General features: G+C 57.1%; 18 protein-coding genes and 1 pseudogene. 7 read left to right on the top strand and 12 right to left on the bottom strand.

The genetic code is table 11. The annotated features are described in order from the left end of the window. Nucleotides 1-44: 44 nt before the first annotated feature. From PMI18_RS03400 to PMI18_RS03410, 3 genes are all read right to left on the bottom strand, one after another. Nucleotides 45-1,691 (bottom strand): bifunctional 3-(3-hydroxy-phenyl)propionate/3-hydroxycinnamic acid hydroxylase, encoded by a 1,647-nt coding sequence (locus PMI18_RS03400; protein ID WP_007906493.1) that lies wholly within the window; start codon nt 1,689-1,691, stop codon nt 45-47. An 88-nt stretch (nt 1,692-1,779) separates the two neighbouring features. Continuing rightward, nucleotides 1,780-2,340, bottom strand: a complete 561-nt coding sequence (locus PMI18_RS03405; RefSeq protein WP_007906491.1) for a VOC family protein — start codon at nt 2,338-2,340, stop codon at nt 1,780-1,782. Nucleotides 2,341-2,380: 40 nt separating this feature from the next. Further along, nucleotides 2,381-3,397: a fumarylacetoacetate hydrolase family protein gene (locus PMI18_RS03410; RefSeq protein WP_238542630.1), complete on the bottom strand. Its 1,017-nt coding sequence runs from the start codon at nt 3,395-3,397 to the stop codon at nt 2,381-2,383. On the opposite strand from PMI18_RS03410, the gene PMI18_RS03415 reads away from it, so the two are divergent. The 4 genes from PMI18_RS03415 (at nt 3,372) to PMI18_RS03430 (ending at nt 6,490) form a co-directional block, all read left to right on the top strand. Continuing rightward, complete coding sequence (locus PMI18_RS03415) at nt 3,372-3,941, top strand: amino acid synthesis family protein (RefSeq protein WP_238542629.1); 570 nt, start codon at nt 3,372-3,374, stop codon at nt 3,939-3,941. The two genes, PMI18_RS03410 and PMI18_RS03415, sit on opposite strands and share 26 nt — an antisense overlap. Nucleotides 3,942-4,011: 70 nt before the next feature. Beyond that, nucleotides 4,012-5,127: an alcohol dehydrogenase catalytic domain-containing protein gene (locus PMI18_RS03420; RefSeq protein ID WP_007906485.1), complete on the top strand. Its 1,116-nt coding sequence runs from the start codon at nt 4,012-4,014 to the stop codon at nt 5,125-5,127. Nucleotides 5,128-5,184: 57 nt separating this feature from the next. Then, complete coding sequence (locus tag PMI18_RS03425) at nt 5,185-5,730, top strand: cupin domain-containing protein (RefSeq protein WP_007906480.1); 546 nt, start codon at nt 5,185-5,187, stop codon at nt 5,728-5,730. 202 nt (nt 5,731-5,932) lie between these two features. Then, nucleotides 5,933-6,490: an NADPH-dependent FMN reductase gene (locus tag PMI18_RS03430; RefSeq protein WP_007906478.1), complete on the top strand. Its 558-nt coding sequence runs from the start codon at nt 5,933-5,935 to the stop codon at nt 6,488-6,490. A 126-nt stretch (nt 6,491-6,616) separates the two neighbouring features. Here PMI18_RS03430 and PMI18_RS30760 read toward each other — a convergent pair whose 3' ends face one another. Then, a complete protein-coding gene (locus PMI18_RS30760; RefSeq protein ID WP_081499894.1) occupies nt 6,617-6,799 on the bottom strand; it encodes a DUF1289 domain-containing protein in 183 nt (60 codons plus the stop codon). A 3-nt stretch (nt 6,800-6,802) separates the two neighbouring features. Next, nucleotides 6,803-7,165 (bottom strand): hypothetical protein, encoded by a 363-nt coding sequence (locus PMI18_RS03435; RefSeq protein ID WP_007906476.1) that lies wholly within the window; start codon nt 7,163-7,165, stop codon nt 6,803-6,805. Between the two features lie 521 nt (nt 7,166-7,686). On the opposite strand from PMI18_RS03435, the gene katG reads away from it, so the two are divergent. Further along, the gene (katG, locus tag PMI18_RS03440) at nt 7,687-9,975 is read left to right on the top strand and encodes a catalase/peroxidase HPI (RefSeq protein ID WP_007906474.1); all 2,289 of its coding nucleotides are present in this window, start codon (nt 7,687-7,689) and stop codon (nt 9,973-9,975) included. A 97-nt stretch (nt 9,976-10,072) separates the two neighbouring features. Here the strand turns inward: katG and PMI18_RS03445 are convergent, their stop codons facing one another. Together PMI18_RS03445 and PMI18_RS03450 are read right to left on the bottom strand one after the other, a co-directional pair. Continuing rightward, nucleotides 10,073-10,690 carry a LysE family translocator gene (locus PMI18_RS03445; RefSeq protein ID WP_007906472.1) on the bottom strand — a complete coding sequence of 206 codons (618 nt, stop codon included), beginning with the start codon at nt 10,688-10,690 and terminating at the stop codon, nt 10,073-10,075. Between the two features lie 482 nt (nt 10,691-11,172). Further along, on the bottom strand, nt 11,173-12,027 hold the full coding sequence (locus PMI18_RS03450; protein WP_007906471.1) for a sterol desaturase family protein: 855 nt from the start codon (nt 12,025-12,027) through the stop codon (nt 11,173-11,175). Between the two features lie 67 nt (nt 12,028-12,094). Here PMI18_RS03450 and PMI18_RS03455 point away from each other — a divergent pair, with 67 nt between their 5' ends. Further along, entirely contained in the window at nt 12,095-13,057 is a 963-nt protein-coding gene (locus PMI18_RS03455; RefSeq protein WP_007906466.1) for an AraC family transcriptional regulator ligand-binding domain-containing protein, read from the top strand. Between the two features lie 206 nt (nt 13,058-13,263). On the opposite strand, the gene PMI18_RS03460 is transcribed toward PMI18_RS03455, so the two are convergent. Further along, nucleotides 13,264-13,647 carry a tautomerase family protein gene (locus tag PMI18_RS03460; RefSeq protein ID WP_007906464.1) on the bottom strand — a complete coding sequence of 128 codons (384 nt, stop codon included), beginning with the start codon at nt 13,645-13,647 and terminating at the stop codon, nt 13,264-13,266. Between the two features lie 107 nt (nt 13,648-13,754). Between PMI18_RS03460 and PMI18_RS03465 the strand changes: the two genes are divergently transcribed. Beyond that, nucleotides 13,755-14,648 (top strand): LysR substrate-binding domain-containing protein, encoded by an 894-nt coding sequence (locus PMI18_RS03465; protein ID WP_007906462.1) that lies wholly within the window; start codon nt 13,755-13,757, stop codon nt 14,646-14,648. A gap of 6 nt (nt 14,649-14,654) precedes the next feature. Here PMI18_RS03465 and PMI18_RS03470 read toward each other — a convergent pair whose 3' ends face one another. The 4 genes and pseudogenes from PMI18_RS03470 to PMI18_RS03480 form a co-directional block, all read right to left on the bottom strand. After that, complete coding sequence (locus PMI18_RS03470) at nt 14,655-15,548, bottom strand: tyrosinase family protein (protein WP_007906460.1); 894 nt, start codon at nt 15,546-15,548, stop codon at nt 14,655-14,657. Continuing rightward, complete coding sequence (locus PMI18_RS03475) at nt 15,535-15,999, bottom strand: hypothetical protein (protein ID WP_007906458.1); 465 nt, start codon at nt 15,997-15,999, stop codon at nt 15,535-15,537. Before PMI18_RS03475 ends, PMI18_RS03470 begins: the two co-directional genes overlap by 14 nt. 113 nt (nt 16,000-16,112) lie before the next feature. Further along, nucleotides 16,113-16,253, bottom strand: a pseudogene (locus PMI18_RS30755) (transposase domain-containing protein); the annotation flags it as partial. Between the two features lie 134 nt (nt 16,254-16,387). Next, nucleotides 16,388-16,942: a YdeI/OmpD-associated family protein gene (locus tag PMI18_RS03480; protein WP_007906456.1), complete on the bottom strand. Its 555-nt coding sequence runs from the start codon at nt 16,940-16,942 to the stop codon at nt 16,388-16,390. Nucleotides 16,943-16,945: the final 3 nt, after the last annotated feature.

Below are 16,945 nucleotides of genomic sequence, written 5' to 3'. Positions count from 1 at the left end.
CGTCACTGCTTTCGTGGACAGTGCGAAGCGAAGGGCTATTCCTGTTACTGGCTTAGCGCCTGTGCAAACCTGAGCGTCGTATCGCTCGCGCCGCCATGACCCTGCGCAGCCTGTTCCGGCTCCTTGCACCACAGCGCAAGCTCCATTCCCTCAAGCAACTCCATCGCCCAGGCCACCGTGACCGCCCCGCCATACACGTAGTGATCCGGCCGCACGATGACGACATTACAGCCTCGACGCTCAAGCCATTGCGCCAGTACGCCATCGACCTCCTGATAATCATCGGCAGTGCGCGCCCCAGGTTGTTGAGCGCTGACCAACCGCACGACATGGATGGGCAAACCTTTTAGCGATTGACTGCTGTGCAGGCATCTCAACAACGCGCTGGCGTCGAACCCGGGCGCTATGACCACGCGAAAGGACTGGCCGGTAAATTCATCGAGCAGCGCCTGCTTGCCGGCATGGTTGATGACCATCGGCTGAGGAAACAGCTCACCGGCCGGCGCGACTTGCGCGACAAAGCCTTGAGACAAACCGGGAATCAGCGATTGCCTGATGATCCCGTCAGGGTTCTCCGTCATCTGCTGGATCAACCGTGCATCCCGAATCGCGGCTTTCTCGCTATCGCGCTCGCAGATCACCCCACCAAATTCTTTGGCCGCCATCGTGGTTTGGCGGACGTGGGGAATTCGCTCGGTCTGGTAGGTGTTCAGAAACGCAGGGGCTGCCAGCCCTCCTTTCACCAGCGCAAGCTTCCAGACCAGGTTCAGCGCATCGCGGATCCCCTGACACATGCCTTGTGCCAGGAACGGCGGCGTCATATGGGCCGCGTCCCCGAGGAAGAACACTCGGTCGGCCTTCCACTGCTCCAGGATCAATGCGTGGAATCTATACGCAGAGGCCCGCCATAGCTGGTAGTCACCCTCCGGCAACCAACGAGCGATCAGCTTCTTGATCGCTTCAGGCTGTGAGATTTCCGAAGGCTGTTCATCAGGATTGATCATGAATTCCCAGCGACGATGCCGACCGGGGCCGACGACAAACGTGCACGGCCTGGCCAGCTCGCAAAACTGCACGTTGGTCTTCGGCAGATGCTCGCCCGCCCCTTCGTTGAGGATCACGTCGACCACCAGCCACGGCTCGTCAAACGCGAGATCTTCCATCTTCAGCCCCAGACGGGTGCGGATCGGGCTGGTTCCGCCATCGCACGCCAATACATAATCAGCTGTGACCGTGCGCTCAATCCCGTCTTTGGCTTGAATGCGCACCTGCGCCTGGGAACCGCTGGAGTCGACCGACAGCACTTCTGAACCGAGTTCAACGGTGACGGACTTCAAATCGGCAATTTTGCCGCGCAGTGCACGCTCGACCGGTGGTTGCGAGAACACGTAGTTAGGCGCCCACCCCAGCGCAAAGGGCGGCTTGGCCGCATCGATGCGCTTGATCAGCCGGGAACCGGTTGTTCGGTACTCCGAAGGCCGATAAGGCATGACATGCTCGGCGATCTCATTGGCCAAGCCAATATTGCCGAAGACACGCATCACTTCATGGTCAAAACCCATGGCCCGGGGATTGGTGTACACCGTTTCGGACTTGTCTACGACGAGCGCATTCAGCCCCCACATGCCGGCCAGATTTGCGCATAGAGCACCCACCGGACCCATTCCAACAATGATGACATCGTAGTCCATCGTCTACTCCGCTTTTTGTTTTTATCCCGTGTGACTTCTGGTTGATGAACGGGCTTGCGCACGCCCATCAACCAGACCTCAACAACCATCAGCCGATTCGAACCCGCTGCTCTGCGATCTTCGCCCGAATGGAATCCATCCACTGCTCTCGCGTCTGGAAACCGGGGCGGCGCTTACACATGGCTTCGGTCTGGGCCAGGATGACCTCGGTCGGCAGTTCGAGATCAAGCGGCTCCTTGCAGGGTTGAGCGGTGTAGAAAGGCGCATCGACATACATTTCGATCGGGTTGCCTTCAGGGTCTTTGAAGTAGATCGACCAGGCGTTCCCGTGATCCACCTGGACAATCCCTTCGATGCCGCTTTTTTTGGCGAATTGGTAGTAAGTCTTCAGGTCATCCAGGGAATTGAGCAGAAACGACAATTGATTGATCGGGTTGAATGGCAGATCGACAGGTTTGCCGTCAAACAGCACGACCTGGTGATGCAGTTCCGGGTTCTGCGTCATGAAGAACAGACGATGACCGGTCGAGGCCACGCCCTTGTCGCTGACGATGAAGCCCAAGGTGCGGCAGTAGAAGTCGACCATACGATCGAGGTCTGCGCAAAACACGCCGGTGTGGGTGAAATTGATGGTCGGTAAGGCGGGCATTTGGAACCTCCGGTTTTTATGATTGTGTAGAGGACAACGCTTAGGCTTCGTCAATCACGCCGTTCGATAGCGTCCCGATCTCGGTGATGACCACTTCGAATACATCACCAGGTTTCAGGAAAATCGGTGGATTTCTCTTGAAGCCGATCCCGCTCGGCGTACCGGTTGCCAGAATGTCGCCCGGGTTCCATGGAAGCGCTTTCGACACATACGAAATCAAATGCGGAATGTCGAATGCCAATTCTGAAAGGCTGCCTTCCTGCAATTGCTCGCCATTGAGTACACCCCGTACCACCAGCTTACGGTAATCGGGAATTTCCGACGCTGGAATGACCCATGGGCCCAACGCGCCGGTTTTTCTGAAGGTCTTGCCCATGCCGTACTGGTGCGTATGGAACTGCCAATCGCGAACACTGGCGTCGTTGAAGCAGGTGTAACCCGCGACGTGATCCATTGCATCGGCAGGATCGATGTGCGCACCGCCCTTCCCGATCACCACGGCCAGCTCGGCTTCGAAGTCGAATTGCTCTGATACCTGAGGCCTCACCAGCGGCTCGCCATGGGGAAGCAGGGTTTCGGCAAAACGCTGGAAAATCACCGGGAATTCCCCAACCTTTCGGCCCGCCTCTTCGGCGTGAGCCACATAGTTGATGCCCACACAAATCACCTTGCCGGGATTGGGTATGACCGACTCCAGTTGAATGCTGGAAAACGGGTAATCGGGCTGGACGGTCTCTACGACTTTACGTGCCTCCTGTACTAACAACGGATTGGCCAGAAAGGATGCGAGGTCCGGAACCTGCGCAAAACGGCGGGTCAGCTCGACCACACCGTCACCTGATACGGCGCCGAAATGGGCCTTTCCTTCTTTGCGGTACGAAATCAGCTTCATGTTCTTCTCCTGTTTTTTATGCACAAAAACTAATTTCTTGCACCATACATCATTAAATGCATAATGCAAAAGGCCGGTTTTAAAAAAATAACGAGCTGCATAAAGCTCACGGTTCTGGAGGTTAGGCATGTCGCTTGTGATGGTTCGTAAGATAAAACTGGACATCGAAGAAGTGTTCCACGAAGGCGGGCCTCGCTCGTCGGTCCCACTCAGGATTGCGGTCGCCACCGCCGTGGTCGCCAACCCCTACGCGGGTCAATATGTAGAAGACCTGCTGCCGTTCATGCAGGAATTGAGGGGGCTGGGCGCAGAGTTGTCCGAGCGGCTGATCCACGCACTGGGCGGTGCCCAACACGTGCAGGCCTATGGCAAAGGTGCAATCGTCGGTGAAGACGGTGAACTGGAACACGGCGCGGTCTGGCACGAAGCCGGTGGCTGGGCAATGCGTGAAGCGCTCGGCAATCCGAAGGCGATCGTTCCGGCGGGCAAAACCATCGGCGGCCCCGGTTGCCGGGTGATGATCCCGCTCGGGCATATCCAGGCGGCCTATGTTCGCAGCCACTTCGGTGTGGCTGAAATGACGGTATGGGACGGGCCCCGTCGCGGCGAAATCGCTTTTGGCCTGGCGATGGCCACCGGAGGCCGGATTCATGCACGGCTGGGCGGTCTGGCTGCCGCCGACGTGAAGGGCGAAGACGGGCTGCGTTAAGGTTCAGGGTTTAAAGCGTGCTCCAGGGTTACGTACCACTACAAAAACAATATGTGTGTTGGAGAACATCATGACTGCAAAAACTATGCGCGCCGCACGTCTGTATGAAGGCGGTAAACCCATGGTCATCGAGCAAGTGCCCGTCCCCGAGATTCGCCCGACCGAGGTGCTGGTCAAGGTCAAGGCGTGCGGGATCGTCCCGAACCTTCACAACATTCTGACCAACTGGGTCAAATGGTTCCCGCAGAGCCCTTTGCCCAAGCTGCCTGCCATTTTCGGACTTGACCCTGCCGGGGTCGTCGAAGCCGTCGGCGCCCAGGTCTATGACTTCAAGGTCGGTGACCGGGTTTATGTGAACCCGGGTCGGCACTGCGGCTCGTGCCGGGCTTGTCGCGCGGGCAACACCATTGCCTGCAGCGCCTATACCTTCAACGGTTACTTCGGGTTCACCGCCAAAAGCCCGCGCATGTTCGAAGACTACCCTTACGGCGGTCTGTGCGAGTACATCCCTGCCCCGCAATACAGCCTGGTCAAACTGCCCGACAACATCAGCTTCGAGACCGCCGCACGCCTGGGCTATCTGGGCACCGCCTATAAAGCATTGATCAAGGCCAACGTCGGTCCCGGTAGCACCGTGCTGATCAACGGGATCAGCGGCACACTCGGCCTGGGCGCTGTCGCCCTGGCGCTGGCCATGGGCGTTCGTAAAATCCTCGGCACCGCCAGGAACCAGGACCTGTTCCAAAAGGTAAAAGACCTGGGGGCCCCGGGCCGGATCGAAATCCATACTCTCGGTACCGTCCCGACTAACCAGTGGGTCAGTGAAATCACCCACGGCGAAGGTGTCGATGTCGTCATTGACGCCCTAGGCCCCGGCGCACCACACGAAACCCTGACTCAAGCGCTTAAATCCCTTAACCGCGGCGGGCACCTGGTCAACGTCGGCGCCATCGCCGGTGATGTCCCCATCGACCTTCACTGGATCATGGACAACGATGTCCAGATCAGCGGCTCGGCCTGGTTCACGACAGGGCAAGGCCAGGACATGGCTGACATGGTTGAATCGGGGGTACTGGATCTCTCATTCTTCGAAAACACGGCCTTCAGTCTGGAAGACGTCAACAACGCGATCACCGGTATCGAAAACCGCCATGGCGGCTTTAGCAACTACGTCATCTGTCCTTGATACAACGCAGCGAGCGGAGCGGTTCCCCTCCCTCGCTGCCTCTTTGAGTAATCCAGAATGAAGATAAGAAGAATCGTGACCGGCCACGACGAACAGGGCAACTCTGTGTTCGTTTCAGACGACTATGCCCCAAGGGCGCAATCCTTTGCCTCGATCCCGGGGCATGGGATGGCACAGCTGTGGACCACTCCCGCCAATCCGCCGCTGCTCGAAAAAGAGCCCGACCCCACGCTGGATTACGCGTCACTGATTCCTCCTCAGGGAGGCACAAGTATCGCCATGTATGATTTTCCGCCTGACACCGTCATGCAGAACCCCGTCGATGGCGTCCGGGTCTATGAGGAACTGGGCGTCGCACTGCCCGGCTTGTTCGAAAGCTTTGAAGCGGATAATCCGGGCATGCACACCACCCCCACTATCGATTACGGAGTCATTCTGGAGGGTGAAATGTGGCTGGAGCTGGATAACGGTGAGAGCCGTCTGGTAAAGGCAGGCGAGATCGTGATCCAGAATGGCACCCGGCACGCATGGCGCAACAAAAGTGACCGGATTGCCCGAGCACTTTTTGTGATGATTGGTACTGCACCTCCAGAGAAAACCTGAGCTGTAACCCTAATGCCTGTCAGTGCGCAAACTTGTGGGAGCGAGCCTGCTCGCGATGATGGCGGTACATTCAGCATCAATGTTGGCTGACCCGCCGCTATCGCGAGCAGGCTCGCTCCCACAGGGGCTGCGGTGTTCAATTCCTTAACTGACTGACATCAAGTTGTCCCCCTTTTTTCATTTCTCCGGGTTAAGGATTTTTATGGCCACGCTCGTTCATCGTCTGCTCGGTATCTCCGGCAGCCTGCGCTCACAGTCAACGAATACGGCGGTACTCAAGGCACTTGCCTCGCGATTGGGTGATCAGGCAGAGATGAATCTCTTCACTTTGAACGATATCCCGCTGTACAACAGTGATCTCGAAGCAGAGGCGCTGCCAGCATCGGTGGCCGCTCTGAAAGAGGCCATTGCACATGCCGATGGTTTGATCATCTGCTCGCCCGAATACAACTACGGCACCTCTGGCGTTTTGAAAAATGCGCTGGATTGGGCTTCCCGCCCGGGCTTCGATTCACCCCTGAAAAACAAACCCGTGCTGATCATGACCTCGTCACCCGGCGTGCTCGGCGGGGTGCGCGCCCAGTCTCAACTCCGAGAGACGTTATCGGCTACCCTTTCCAGGGTGATCTCCCGCCCGCAAATCGTCATTCCCCACGTCACTCAAAAGATCGAGGACGGCAAATTCGTCGATGAAACATCGATCGAATTCATGCTCGCGGCTGTCGATGATTTAATCCGTGAAATCAATCTTGGGGTGTAGTGAGTGAGATCGCGGCGCTGCTTGCTGAATAGCGCGCTCGGTTGGCTCCGATACCTCGCCCCCTGTAGCAGCTGGCGAAGCCTGCTGCTACAGGATCGCATTCGACTTAACTGACTGGCATTGCCCTCAAACCTTCCTCTTCTGCAGTCCCTTCAACCGCAAACTCGCCCGCTGCGCCGCCGCCATCTTTTCCGGACGCTTCATACGCTTCCATTTTCTGATGTCGTCCTTGGTGCGGCCACAACTGACACACAACTCACCGCTCAGCTGGCAAACGGAAATGCACGGATTTTCGATGTCCTTGGCCACGTTTCAACCCCGCGTCGAGCGCTTGGGCGCCAGGCGTTGCTGCCAGTTGCCAGCATGGGTGCGCTGACATTGTTCTTCAGAATCGAACTGCACATGGGCCGCTACCGGGTTATCCGCTTCACTTAATGCCAAGGCCGTCAGTTGGACCATGCGCTCGCCCTGCCCGCTCGCCAGCGCCTGATCCTTGTTGGCCTGCGTATCGAACACCCAGATCACCCGCAGGCTGGAGGGAAAGACCGCGTAATCGATTTCGTGGGTCAGCCAGCAGAACCCGACTATTTCTGCCTTGGCGGCTTCACACGCCTCGGTCAGGGTGGCGACCAGGCGACGTTCGATATGGGCCTGATCGCGTTTGCTTAAAGACATCAGGTAAGGGTCCTTGGGTGGGCGTCGATGGAAAGGGGCTCATCATACGATACCGTTTGGCGAATAACGGAATTCGGGCTGATCCCAGAGCGGCTGTGTCTGGGCTGTCGTCTTCGCGGGCAAGCCTCGCTCCTACAGGGGAATAACACAGTCTGTAGGAGCGAGGCTTGCCCGCGAAGAGGCCCAAACACCCGCCGAAAATTTATGCTCTGGAAACGATTGCAACAGGCCAGATAAAAGAAAATGCCTATCACCCCCCAATACTCCACCTATTAGCTGACTGCTTTATAGGCGTCTAACCTTACTGGAGCGCTGGCGTGAGCCGGCCGGTTGAGACTTGATAAAAAATACGAATGAGTCAGAAGCGTACTAGGCTTGCCGTGGGCCACCGTACAGGCAACTCGATTGCTGCTATCCAGATTTCCCGTGTGACCACAACGATCGGTTGATCGAACGGCTGCAGCCTATGTCATTGATTTCACTCGTCGCTATTTAACGCCCACCCCGGGCCGGATAGCCGGATGAATACGACCAAAGGTAGTGCACACATGGCAAATGAATCGAAATGCCCGTTCAATCACGCCGCCGCGGGCGGTGGCACGACGAATCGCGATTGGTGGCCGAACCAACTGAACCTGAAGATCCTGCACCAGAATTCGCGGCTGTCCGACCCCACGGACGAAGGCTACAACTACGCCGAAGCGTTCAAAAATCTGGACTTTCAGGCGCTCAAGCAAGACCTGCACGCGCTGATGACCGATTCGCAAGACTGGTGGCCGGCAGACTTCGGTCACTATGGGCCGCTGTTTATTCGCATGTCCTGGCACGCCGCCGGCACGTACCGCGTCGGTGACGGTCGTGGCGGTGCCGGCTCCGGTCAGCAGCGCTTCGCACCGCTCAACAGTTGGCCGGACAACGTCAGCCTCGACAAGGCGCGCCGGCTGCTTTGGCCGATCAAGCAAAAGTATGGTCGCAACATCTCCTGGGCCGACCTGATCGTGCTCACTGGTAACGTCGCGCTGGAATCCATGGGCTTCAAGACCTTCGGCTTTTCCGGTGGCCGGCCAGACGTTTGGGAACCGGATGAGTCCGTCTACTGGGGCTCGGAAAACAAGTGGCTGGGCGGCGACACCCGCTACGAAAAAGACAAAAAGGAACCCATGCAAGAACCCGGCGAAGGCCCACTCGTTGCTGAGCCGGGGGAAAATGAGGACAGCCGTACCGACGGAGGACGCAACCTGGAAAACCCGCTCGCCGCGGTGCAAATGGGCCTGATTTACGTCAACCCGGAAGGCCCGGAAGGCAACCCGGATCCGGTCGCTGCTGCGGTGGACATCCGCGAGACCTTCGGGCGCATGGCGATGAATGACGAAGAAACCGTGGCACTGATCGCCGGTGGCCACGCCTTCGGCAAGACCCACGGCGCCGGCCCTGCCGACAGCGTCGGCGCCGAGCCCGAAGCCGCGGGCCTCGAAGCTCAAGGCCTGGGCTGGAAGAGCACCTTTGGCAGCGGCAAGGGTGGCGACACCATCACCAGCGGCCTGGAAGTGACTTGGACCACCACGCCCACCAAGTGGAGCAACAACTACCTGGAAAACCTGTTCGGCTTCGAGTGGGAACTGACCAAGAGCCCGGCGGGTGCCAACCAGTGGACCGCGAAAGGCGGTGCTGGCGCGGGCATCATTCCGGATGCTCACGACCCGTCGAAGCGGCGTAACCCGACCATGCTGACCACGGATTTGTCGCTGCGATTCGACCCGATCTATGAGCCGATTTCACGGCGGTTCCTGGCGAACCCGGACCAGTTGGCCGACGCGTTCGCCCGCGCCTGGTTCAAGCTGCTCCACCGCGACATGGGCCCCCTCTCCCGCTACCTCGGCCCGGAAATGCCCAACGAAGAACTGCTGTGGCAAGACCCCATTCCGAAGGTCGACCATGCCCTGGTCAACGAGAGCGACGTCGCTGCACTCAAAGGCAAGCTCCTTGCCTCGGGCCTGTCGGTCTCGCAACTGGTCTCGACCGCCTGGGCGGCAGCCTCCACCTTCCGCGGCTCCGACAAACGCGGCGGCGCCAACGGTGGACGCCTACGCCTGGCTCCGCAGAAATTCTGGCAGGCCAACCAGCCTGAGCAACTGGCGAGCGTACTGGCGAAGCTCGAGAGCATCCAGAACGAGTTCAACAGCGGTGGCAAGAAAATCTCGCTGGCAGACCTGATCGTGCTGGCCGGTTGTGTCGGCGTCGAACAAGCGGCGAAAAATGCCGGCCAGACCGTGACGGTGCCGTTCACGCCGGGACGGATGGACGCCTCGCAAGAACAAACGGACGTCGAGTCCTTCGGGTTCCTCGAACCCGCCGCCGATGGCTTCCGTAACTACCTCAAAACCCGCTACAGCGTACCGGCCGAGGCCTTGCTGATCGACAAGGCGCAACTGCTGACACTCACCGCGCCAGAAATGACCGTGCTCGTCGGCGGTATGCGGGTGCTGAATACCAACGTCGGACAAACCCGACACGGTGTCTTCACCAAACAGCCGGAAGCGTTGACCAACGACTTCTTCAGAAACCTGCTGGACATGAGTGTGGAATGGAAACCGGTCTCGGACGACAACGAGGAGTTCGAAGGGCGCGACCGGAAAACCGGCGACCTTAAATGGACGGGTACGCGGGTCGATCTGGTGTTTGGCTCGAATGCGCAGTTGAGGGCACTGGCTGAGGTCTATGCCTGCGACGATGCGAAGGAGAAGTTTGTGAAAGACTTCGTCGCGGCTTGGGACAAGGTGATGAATCTGGACCGGTTTGATCTGAGGTGATCTGGGCAATATTGCTGTAAATCCGCAACGCCTCCCTGTGTGGAGGCGTTGTGGTTTTTACTGATCTATCGGCCAGGATAGATACTCAATCGTGGGCTTATTGAACCAGCTGCCGGATCCCCAGAGACAAAATCAAACCGCCGCACAGTCGATCGATAGCTTTTTTCCTCCTTCGATACGCTGAGGCGATCTCAGGTTGCGAAAGAGCGATTGCGACCACTCCATACCAAGTCATCGAAACCACCACTACGACTGCCAGCATCGACAAAAACGTGCCTGGTGCAACGTGGGTGGGGGCTGCCGCTGAGAAAATAGCGGCATAGAAGGCCATGGATTTAGGGTTGCCAATGTTCGTAACGACTCCCTGAACAAATGACTGCCGAAAGTTTCCGACGACAGCATTGTTACAAGGGGCACGCGCGCTGTTCCCGGCCTTGAGCAGCAGTCCGAATCCAAACCACATCAGGTAGGCTGCCCCCAGAACTTTTATGATCAGCGCCGCCCAAGGAAACGCAGCAAATACAACGCCGATACCTGCGATTGCACAGGTGGCCCAGAATAAATTGACCAATACGATGCCTGCTACCAAGGCCAAAGCTTCTGACCGCGTAGCCGCCACCGCTTTGTGGACTACTGCAACGAAATTTGGTCCTGGAATAACGACACCGGCCAGGTAAACCAAAAAGACTGTCAAAACGGCGGGACCATCGATCATCTGCATTCCTTGCGAGTGTTGTGGCTAGGGGACGTCTTTCAGATCATGGCCGCCCGCGGACTCAACGTACAACGAAATAATAATTCGATACAGGGCTTTTCGGCGTAGTTGTATTTTTACGCCAGGAGCAGTCATTTCGGGCTCGGGCCGCGCTTGATCTTCAAAAAGAAAAAGCCCCACCTCACCTAAAAATGAGACGGGGCTTTTTGCTGAGCAACTCGCTGAAATATGAGCAACTCACCTCTCCTTACACCGGAGAAATAGTGGCAAGCGCACCAATCAAAATGGTCAACACCAGAAATCCACCCAGGAAAAATGCCATCTTGCCCATGGGGCCTCCTACGTAATGAGTTTGCGGTGCAGCGGCTACTGCAACTGCCGACCGTGCTGTCATTGTGAGCCGGAGGCTGATCCCATTACAGATGCAGATAGCGCGAAAAAATACGGATCAGAACGACGCCGCCCCCGAACAACCCGAGGGCTCATCGCGCCACCTTCTGGTTAGCGTTTACCTTGGGTGCGGTGCGGCGGGAACGCACGATGGGCCAGAACAATTCTTCTTTCCAGCTTATCGGTGACAAGTGTTCAATTCCGTAGGCTGGCGGACGCCGACGGGTAATTTTTGCGGTTCCGAACAGGATGTCCCAAAGAAATAACAGGTTGCCGAAATTGCCTTTGTAATGGGTAACACCATCCTCGGCAGTCAAACCGTGATGCGCAGAATGAGTGGAGGGTGTGGAGAAGGTTCGTTCCAAAATCCACACAACCGGGCGTAATGCGCGGATGCGATAAAGTTTGTCGTCCCAGGCAACGCTACTGTGTGCAGCGAAGATCACGGTCATTTTCAGAATCAGATAACCATAATAAACCGGTGCAAGCCCAAGGTAGATCAGCACCCCGGATAACCAGATGCCGGGCATCAGAAGATAGTAAAAACTGTTGTTGCGATAGACGATGCGCACACTCATATAGGGTGCGGAATGATGCGCACGGTGCAATGCATAAAGTGCGGGAACCCGGTGAGTCAGGCGATGCCACCAGTATTGGGTCATGTCATCGAACAGTAAAAACAAGACAAATCCTGCAATCCACGGGATTCCAGCCAATGCGTCCTTCATCTCCGGTACAGCCTGACTTGATATTTTGCCGCTTAGCCACATGACTAAAGGGAACGTGACCGCCACCAAGATGCCGGAGCCGACGACTTCAATGAGCACGTCACGCTTGCCGCCTGACGACTGACGAAACGAGGAGCAGGCAAGCTCTAGCAAAATGAAGGCAAGGAAAATCCCGGCCACGATTACAGCAGGGTTATTGGCGAGCATTGTTATATTCATGGCACTCTCGATTCAGGCCCTTGCGGGCAATGCCATGTCATTAGAATCCCAGGAGTCAGCCCTCCCAATGCGCGAAATGGACAGAATTGAGCTAGAACCGGCCAATCGCCCGCCCCAGCGCTTTCATCGAGGCCGGCTGGGCCAAGTCCTGGAGCGCTTCCTTGACAGCCAGGTTTCCCGAAAAAGCACGGATTACAGCCTGATCGAACTGGATCAGCTTTGGCGCGAGGCGGCGCGCATTGATCCGGCGATCGGGTTAAAACTGTTCGCGCTGTTCACGCCTCAGGACTGGCACGTCCTGGCTTATCTTTGCCTCTATAGCCCCGACGTTTTGTCGTCCATGCACCTTTGGGCGCGGTACGCACCGCTTGCATCGGACACCGACAATGTGAGGTTGGTGAATGACGAAAACGGCGTCGGAATCGAGTTGTGCATCGATGCGCCAGGCGAGTTGGCGCGGTATGTCATCGAACACTACGGCGTGATGTCCATCGCGCAATTGCGACGTGGAACGGGGCAGGATGTGCAGCCGACTCTGGCAAAGTTCATGCATTCGCGTCCGTCGTATTACAAGCAATACACCCAATGGTTTGGAGACCGCATCGAGTTTGACTGCCCGGTTAACCGCTTCTATTTCCATGCCCAAAGCTTGAGCCTGCCAATGCAGACTCGTCATCACGGGATGTTGGAGTTATTGACTCAGGAGCTGGATCGACGGATTGCTGCGCATCGCAATTTCAGCGGTTGGTCAGCCAAAGTTGCCGAAGGTGCGCGACGCTCTCTGGCCAGAGGTGAAACGCCAAATCTGGACAATCTGGCAAAGACGCTGCACCAGACACCCAGGACATTACGCAGACGCCTGGAAGAACAAGGCACGACCTTCAGGCAATTACTCGATCAGGTTCGTGCAGAACTGGAACTGCATCTTGAGTTGCAAGGCGAGTCGCTGACAGAGATTGCAGCTCAATTGGGCTACAGCGACTTGACTGCCTACCTCCATGCCCGAAGTCGATGGCGTGACAGGAAATAAGGTAGCTGCCTGATTATTTCGAGCCTGTCTTTTGCTTTATCTATCCTGCCCTCAAGTCAACTCTACGCCGACCGCATCCCCCTGAAGTACGCCACCTCCGTAGGAGCTGCCGCAGGCTGCGATCTTTTGATCTTTGCCATTTTCAAAACCGCTGAAAATCAAAAGATCGCAGGCTTCGCCAGCTCCTACGCCGACCACATGCCCCCTTAGGTACAATCATTACCCCGCCCACCACCAAACGACCATTCATCTGCCGCGGTAGTGGTAATCACCACCATGATGTCTTCAGAGTCGATGCCTGGTGCTCGACTCAGTCTCTCGACCAGGTTGCGATAGAAACGCTGTTTCGTCTCGATGTCCCGAGGGCGGCCGGCAGTAATCGCGATCAGCACAAAGTCATGGCTGCGTGGACCGCCCAGGTAGCCGGGATCAAATATCAGTTCGCCCACTTCATGCTGGTGAATGACCTGGAACCGGTCGGCCATGGGCACTTCGAAGCTTTCTACCAATGCGTCGTGCAGCCCCTGTGAGAGGGCCTGTAAATACTCGGCCGACTTTCCCCGGTGCAATGAAATACGTGCAAATGGCATAGCGGTCTACTCCTGAAAAACCCACTGACAGAGAAAACTATCAAGTCGCGACAATTCCGAATATCCGATTTAATAGCGGCCATAGTCCTGAATTAGTGGATGATTCGATGCGCCGTCCAACCTTCGATCTTGATGTGCTGCGTACTTTCGTAACCGGTGTGGAATTCAACAGCTTTGCCAAGGCTGCGGATCGGCTCAATCGCTCGACGTCTGCCGTGAGCGCACAACTCAAGAAGCTTGAGGAACAGATAGGCGCGCCAGTACTGTCCAAATCAGGTCGGGGGTTGGTGTTGACGCCGGTGGGTGAATCCCTGCTCAGCCATGCCCGCCGACTGCTTGAACTGAACGACAGCATTTTCCAGACGCTGCACGAAAGCCAGACCGCCGCAACGGTACGCCTAGGGCTTCAGGAAGACTTTGGCGAACACTTTCTCAGCGACATCCTGCGACGCTACGTCAAGATGTACCCGAAGGTGAGCCTCGAAGTCAGGATCGCGCGTAATACCGAATTGCTTGCATTGATCGACGATGGAGGCCTGGACCTGGCCCTGTCTTGGGACACAGGGCACATGTCCCCCTATGCCACACGCCTGGGTGAAACACAGATGCACTGGATCGGATCTCGTGATACGCAACCGCTTAACTGCTCTGTAGATTCCCCCCTGCCATTGATCATGTTCGACGCCCCTTGCGTGTTGCGTAGCGCGGCAACCCAGGCACTGGATGAGGCGCGGATTCCCTGGCGAATCGCACTGACCACCCCCAGCGTGGGTGGAATCTGGGCGGCCGTTGCTGCCGGTTTGGGCGTCACGTTGCGAACCCGCATTGGACTGCCAGGACATCTCGCCGTCATTGCCGGCCTACCCACGCTGCCGACCCTCGGCTATGTGCTTTATCGTGGCGCAGAACACCTGGCGCCTGCCACCCGACAACTGGCTGCGTTGATACAAACCAGTCTGGAAGAGCAGCCGTTCAGTATCACCGCAGGCGCCTCCGTTTGATGCTATTCAAAGCAAATCGCCCAAGGTGTCGTACTTGTAATACTGGCTGTAATTCAGCACATCCCGGGGCGTCACCTTTTCCGGGAAAGGGCTGTACATCGGGTCATCTATCCGATGGAACTTGAGCGTATCCGGGGCATTCCCCGCAGGTACGTATGCGGCGGCAGGATGCTTCGCTTGCCATGCAGCCCAGAGCCGGTCGACATTGCAATGATGCAGAAAGAACACTGGGTCGTTCGGCGAGGACGACAATCCCATGTCACCACCGACCCACACATGGACGTTGTTATGAATGCGTTCTTCGCCCGCCCATCCCTCGATGCTGTTGCGCGCACCACCGGTGGACTGCGCCGCGTTGTAGGGCGCTTTGTCATACACCGTGTTTTCATCGATGACCTTGCGCACATTGGCTCGACTGGGCAGCGACCCACCGCCGCCCAAATAACGCACCAGGGGGCGGTTTACCCCGTCCAGGTCCATGGTGCGGCCATTACCCGTCAATCGCACCCGCCACTTCCCATTCACGAACTGCCCCAGGTACTCATCGGACCAGATGAGTGAAGTCCTCGGGTCCTGAAGTTCCGCGTCAGTGTTCCAATCCCAGTACGGGACTCGAAAGTGTGGGTCGTTTATCGCCTTGCGAAGCAAGGTTTCCAGGCGCACGAGGAAGTAGCGATGCCACGGCAAGAATGATGGCCCGCCATGCGCGGCATTCCTGGCCATCTGCCCGGCCGGCGTTGAAATCATCATGGCCCGGTGGTGCCAGGCCACGAAGGAGTCATAAATCGACAGGTTGGCCTGCCCGGGCCAGGGATTCTGCGCGGGGTCCTTGAGTCGCTTTACCCCTTCGACGTATTTCTTAAGCGCCGGGAGATCTTTGACCGCATTAGACCTGATCATGATGTGCTCCGTGCTCATGGTGGACGGGGTGGTCTGGGTGCTCTCCCCCGTCGCCATCGCCCTTGGCGAATGATTCTGGATAGGCATCGATCACCGCCGTCATCAAGTCGAGAGCCGATCCGTAAGTGACGAATGGGGTGGCGTGCGTATGGACCTGGCCCGCATCGTCCACAAACAGATGTGCCTGGACCGGAGCCCCATCAACCTCCACCTGGTAGGTGGTCACGATCCGCACAACATGCCCTTTGTGGTTAATCTCGCGAACCGTCCTGGCTTCATGCCCTGCATGCGGGTCCACGTACTCAGGAAACTGCTCCTTGATCCACGCAGGGTGCGTTTTGTCAGGATCGGTGATGGATATCTCCGCGAGAGCACCTATGTCAGGCAGGCTCAATAGCGCATTGGGTTTCGTGCCCGCTGGTTCGGGGCTGGAGACATTTTTCCGTGTCATGATTCCTCCAGGAGTGTGCCCCCGGACGGTTGCCCAGACTGGCTGGAGAAAGTGTAGTTGGTCGCTGGCAGGCATGCCGCTGAACCCATCCGCCGGGCGGACTTACTGTGGATTCACCCTACGGGCACCCAGCGATGCGGCAGCATGTCGGTAATCTCACTCGCCCGTTGTGTCGGCAGGCGCGTGAGGATGTCCTTTAAGTAAATATACGGATCATGCCCATTGAGCTTCGCTTATTGGATCAGGCTCATGATTCACTTTTACAGACGCATTCCCATCTCGTGACCATTGAGTGCCCCCTAACGATTAAGCTAACAGGCGAGCAAAAGCGTAGCTTTTGCGAGTTCCAGTCAGCGCCTTGTTAGACGTATTCAACGGAATGTTCCATTTAAAAATTTTCTGCCTCGGGCGCACGGAAGGCCTTACTGTAATAGCCTGACTGGTCGAAACAGCAAACCTGCTTCTTGCCGGATGCAAGCATATCGCAGGCATCACCAATTCGTTTTGCGCGCGTCTTAAGTTGCTTGGCTGAAGTAATCCAGTGTATCCAGTCTACTCGTGCGATGGTCGTCGTATTGTTCCAAACTTTACGAGCCTCAGGAGTGGCTGCCAGTGCCTCCTGAAAATCTGGTGGGATGTCAGGCTCGGGTTCCTTCTTCACAGGGGTTAGCTCTAGTGTAACGATATCCCCAACGGCCGCCCCTGCGGCTTCGTGTAACTCTCTACTTACCTGCAGCCAATGGCTCAGCTGACCATCCGGCTCAAGGGTTGCCTGGAAATGGTGCCCATTGATTGTGCCTTCAACTGTCGTCCTTCCTCGCCTCGGAAGCTGTTCACTCGCGTCTCTTGGCAGTACTACGAACGCCCACGACGTATCATTACCAAGCTTTGCCGGACGAAGAAGCTTTGCTTCGAATCGGGATTTCACATCGATTGTTGTCATTGC

Source organism: Pseudomonas sp. GM102 (assembly GCF_000282555.1).
In the GTDB taxonomy this organism is placed as follows: domain Bacteria; phylum Pseudomonadota; class Gammaproteobacteria; order Pseudomonadales; family Pseudomonadaceae; genus Aquipseudomonas.
This window is presented reverse-complemented; position numbering and strand designations above follow the sequence as displayed.

What these genes read in the sequence shown, in the direction of transcription:
- PMI18_RS03425 (WP_007906480.1), top strand. Translation starts at nt 5,185, where the DNA reads ATGAAGATAAGAAGAATCGTGACCGGCCACGACGAACAGGGCAACTCT.
- katG (WP_007906474.1), top strand. Translation starts at nt 7,687, where the DNA reads ATGAATACGACCAAAGGTAGTGCACACATGGCAAATGAATCGAAATGC.
- PMI18_RS03445 (WP_007906472.1), bottom strand. Translation starts at nt 10,690, where the DNA reads ATGATCGATGGTCCCGCCGTTTTGACAGTCTTTTTGGTTTACCTGGCC.
- PMI18_RS03460 (WP_007906464.1), bottom strand. Translation starts at nt 13,647, where the DNA reads ATGCCATTTGCACGTATTTCATTGCACCGGGGAAAGTCGGCCGAGTAT.
- PMI18_RS03430 (WP_007906478.1), top strand. Translation starts at nt 5,933, where the DNA reads ATGGCCACGCTCGTTCATCGTCTGCTCGGTATCTCCGGCAGCCTGCGC.
- PMI18_RS03455 (WP_007906466.1), top strand. Translation starts at nt 12,095, where the DNA reads ATGCGCGAAATGGACAGAATTGAGCTAGAACCGGCCAATCGCCCGCCC.
- PMI18_RS03450 (WP_007906471.1), bottom strand. Translation starts at nt 12,027, where the DNA reads ATGAATATAACAATGCTCGCCAATAACCCTGCTGTAATCGTGGCCGGG.
- PMI18_RS03465 (WP_007906462.1), top strand. Translation starts at nt 13,755, where the DNA reads ATGCGCCGTCCAACCTTCGATCTTGATGTGCTGCGTACTTTCGTAACC.
- PMI18_RS03415 (WP_238542629.1), top strand. Translation starts at nt 3,372, where the DNA reads ATGGTTCGTAAGATAAAACTGGACATCGAAGAAGTGTTCCACGAAGGC.
- PMI18_RS03410 (WP_238542630.1), bottom strand. Translation starts at nt 3,397, where the DNA reads ATGTCCAGTTTTATCTTACGAACCATCACAAGCGACATGCCTAACCTC.
- PMI18_RS03435 (WP_007906476.1), bottom strand. Translation starts at nt 7,165, where the DNA reads ATGTCTTTAAGCAAACGCGATCAGGCCCATATCGAACGTCGCCTGGTC.
- PMI18_RS03405 (WP_007906491.1), bottom strand. Translation starts at nt 2,340, where the DNA reads ATGCCCGCCTTACCGACCATCAATTTCACCCACACCGGCGTGTTTTGC.
- PMI18_RS03475 (WP_007906458.1), bottom strand. Translation starts at nt 15,999, where the DNA reads ATGACACGGAAAAATGTCTCCAGCCCCGAACCAGCGGGCACGAAACCC.
- PMI18_RS03400 (WP_007906493.1), bottom strand. Translation starts at nt 1,691, where the DNA reads ATGGACTACGATGTCATCATTGTTGGAATGGGTCCGGTGGGTGCTCTA.
- PMI18_RS03470 (WP_007906460.1), bottom strand. Translation starts at nt 15,548, where the DNA reads ATGATCAGGTCTAATGCGGTCAAAGATCTCCCGGCGCTTAAGAAATAC.
- PMI18_RS03480 (WP_007906456.1), bottom strand. Translation starts at nt 16,942, where the DNA reads ATGACAACAATCGATGTGAAATCCCGATTCGAAGCAAAGCTTCTTCGT.
- PMI18_RS03420 (WP_007906485.1), top strand. Translation starts at nt 4,012, where the DNA reads ATGACTGCAAAAACTATGCGCGCCGCACGTCTGTATGAAGGCGGTAAA.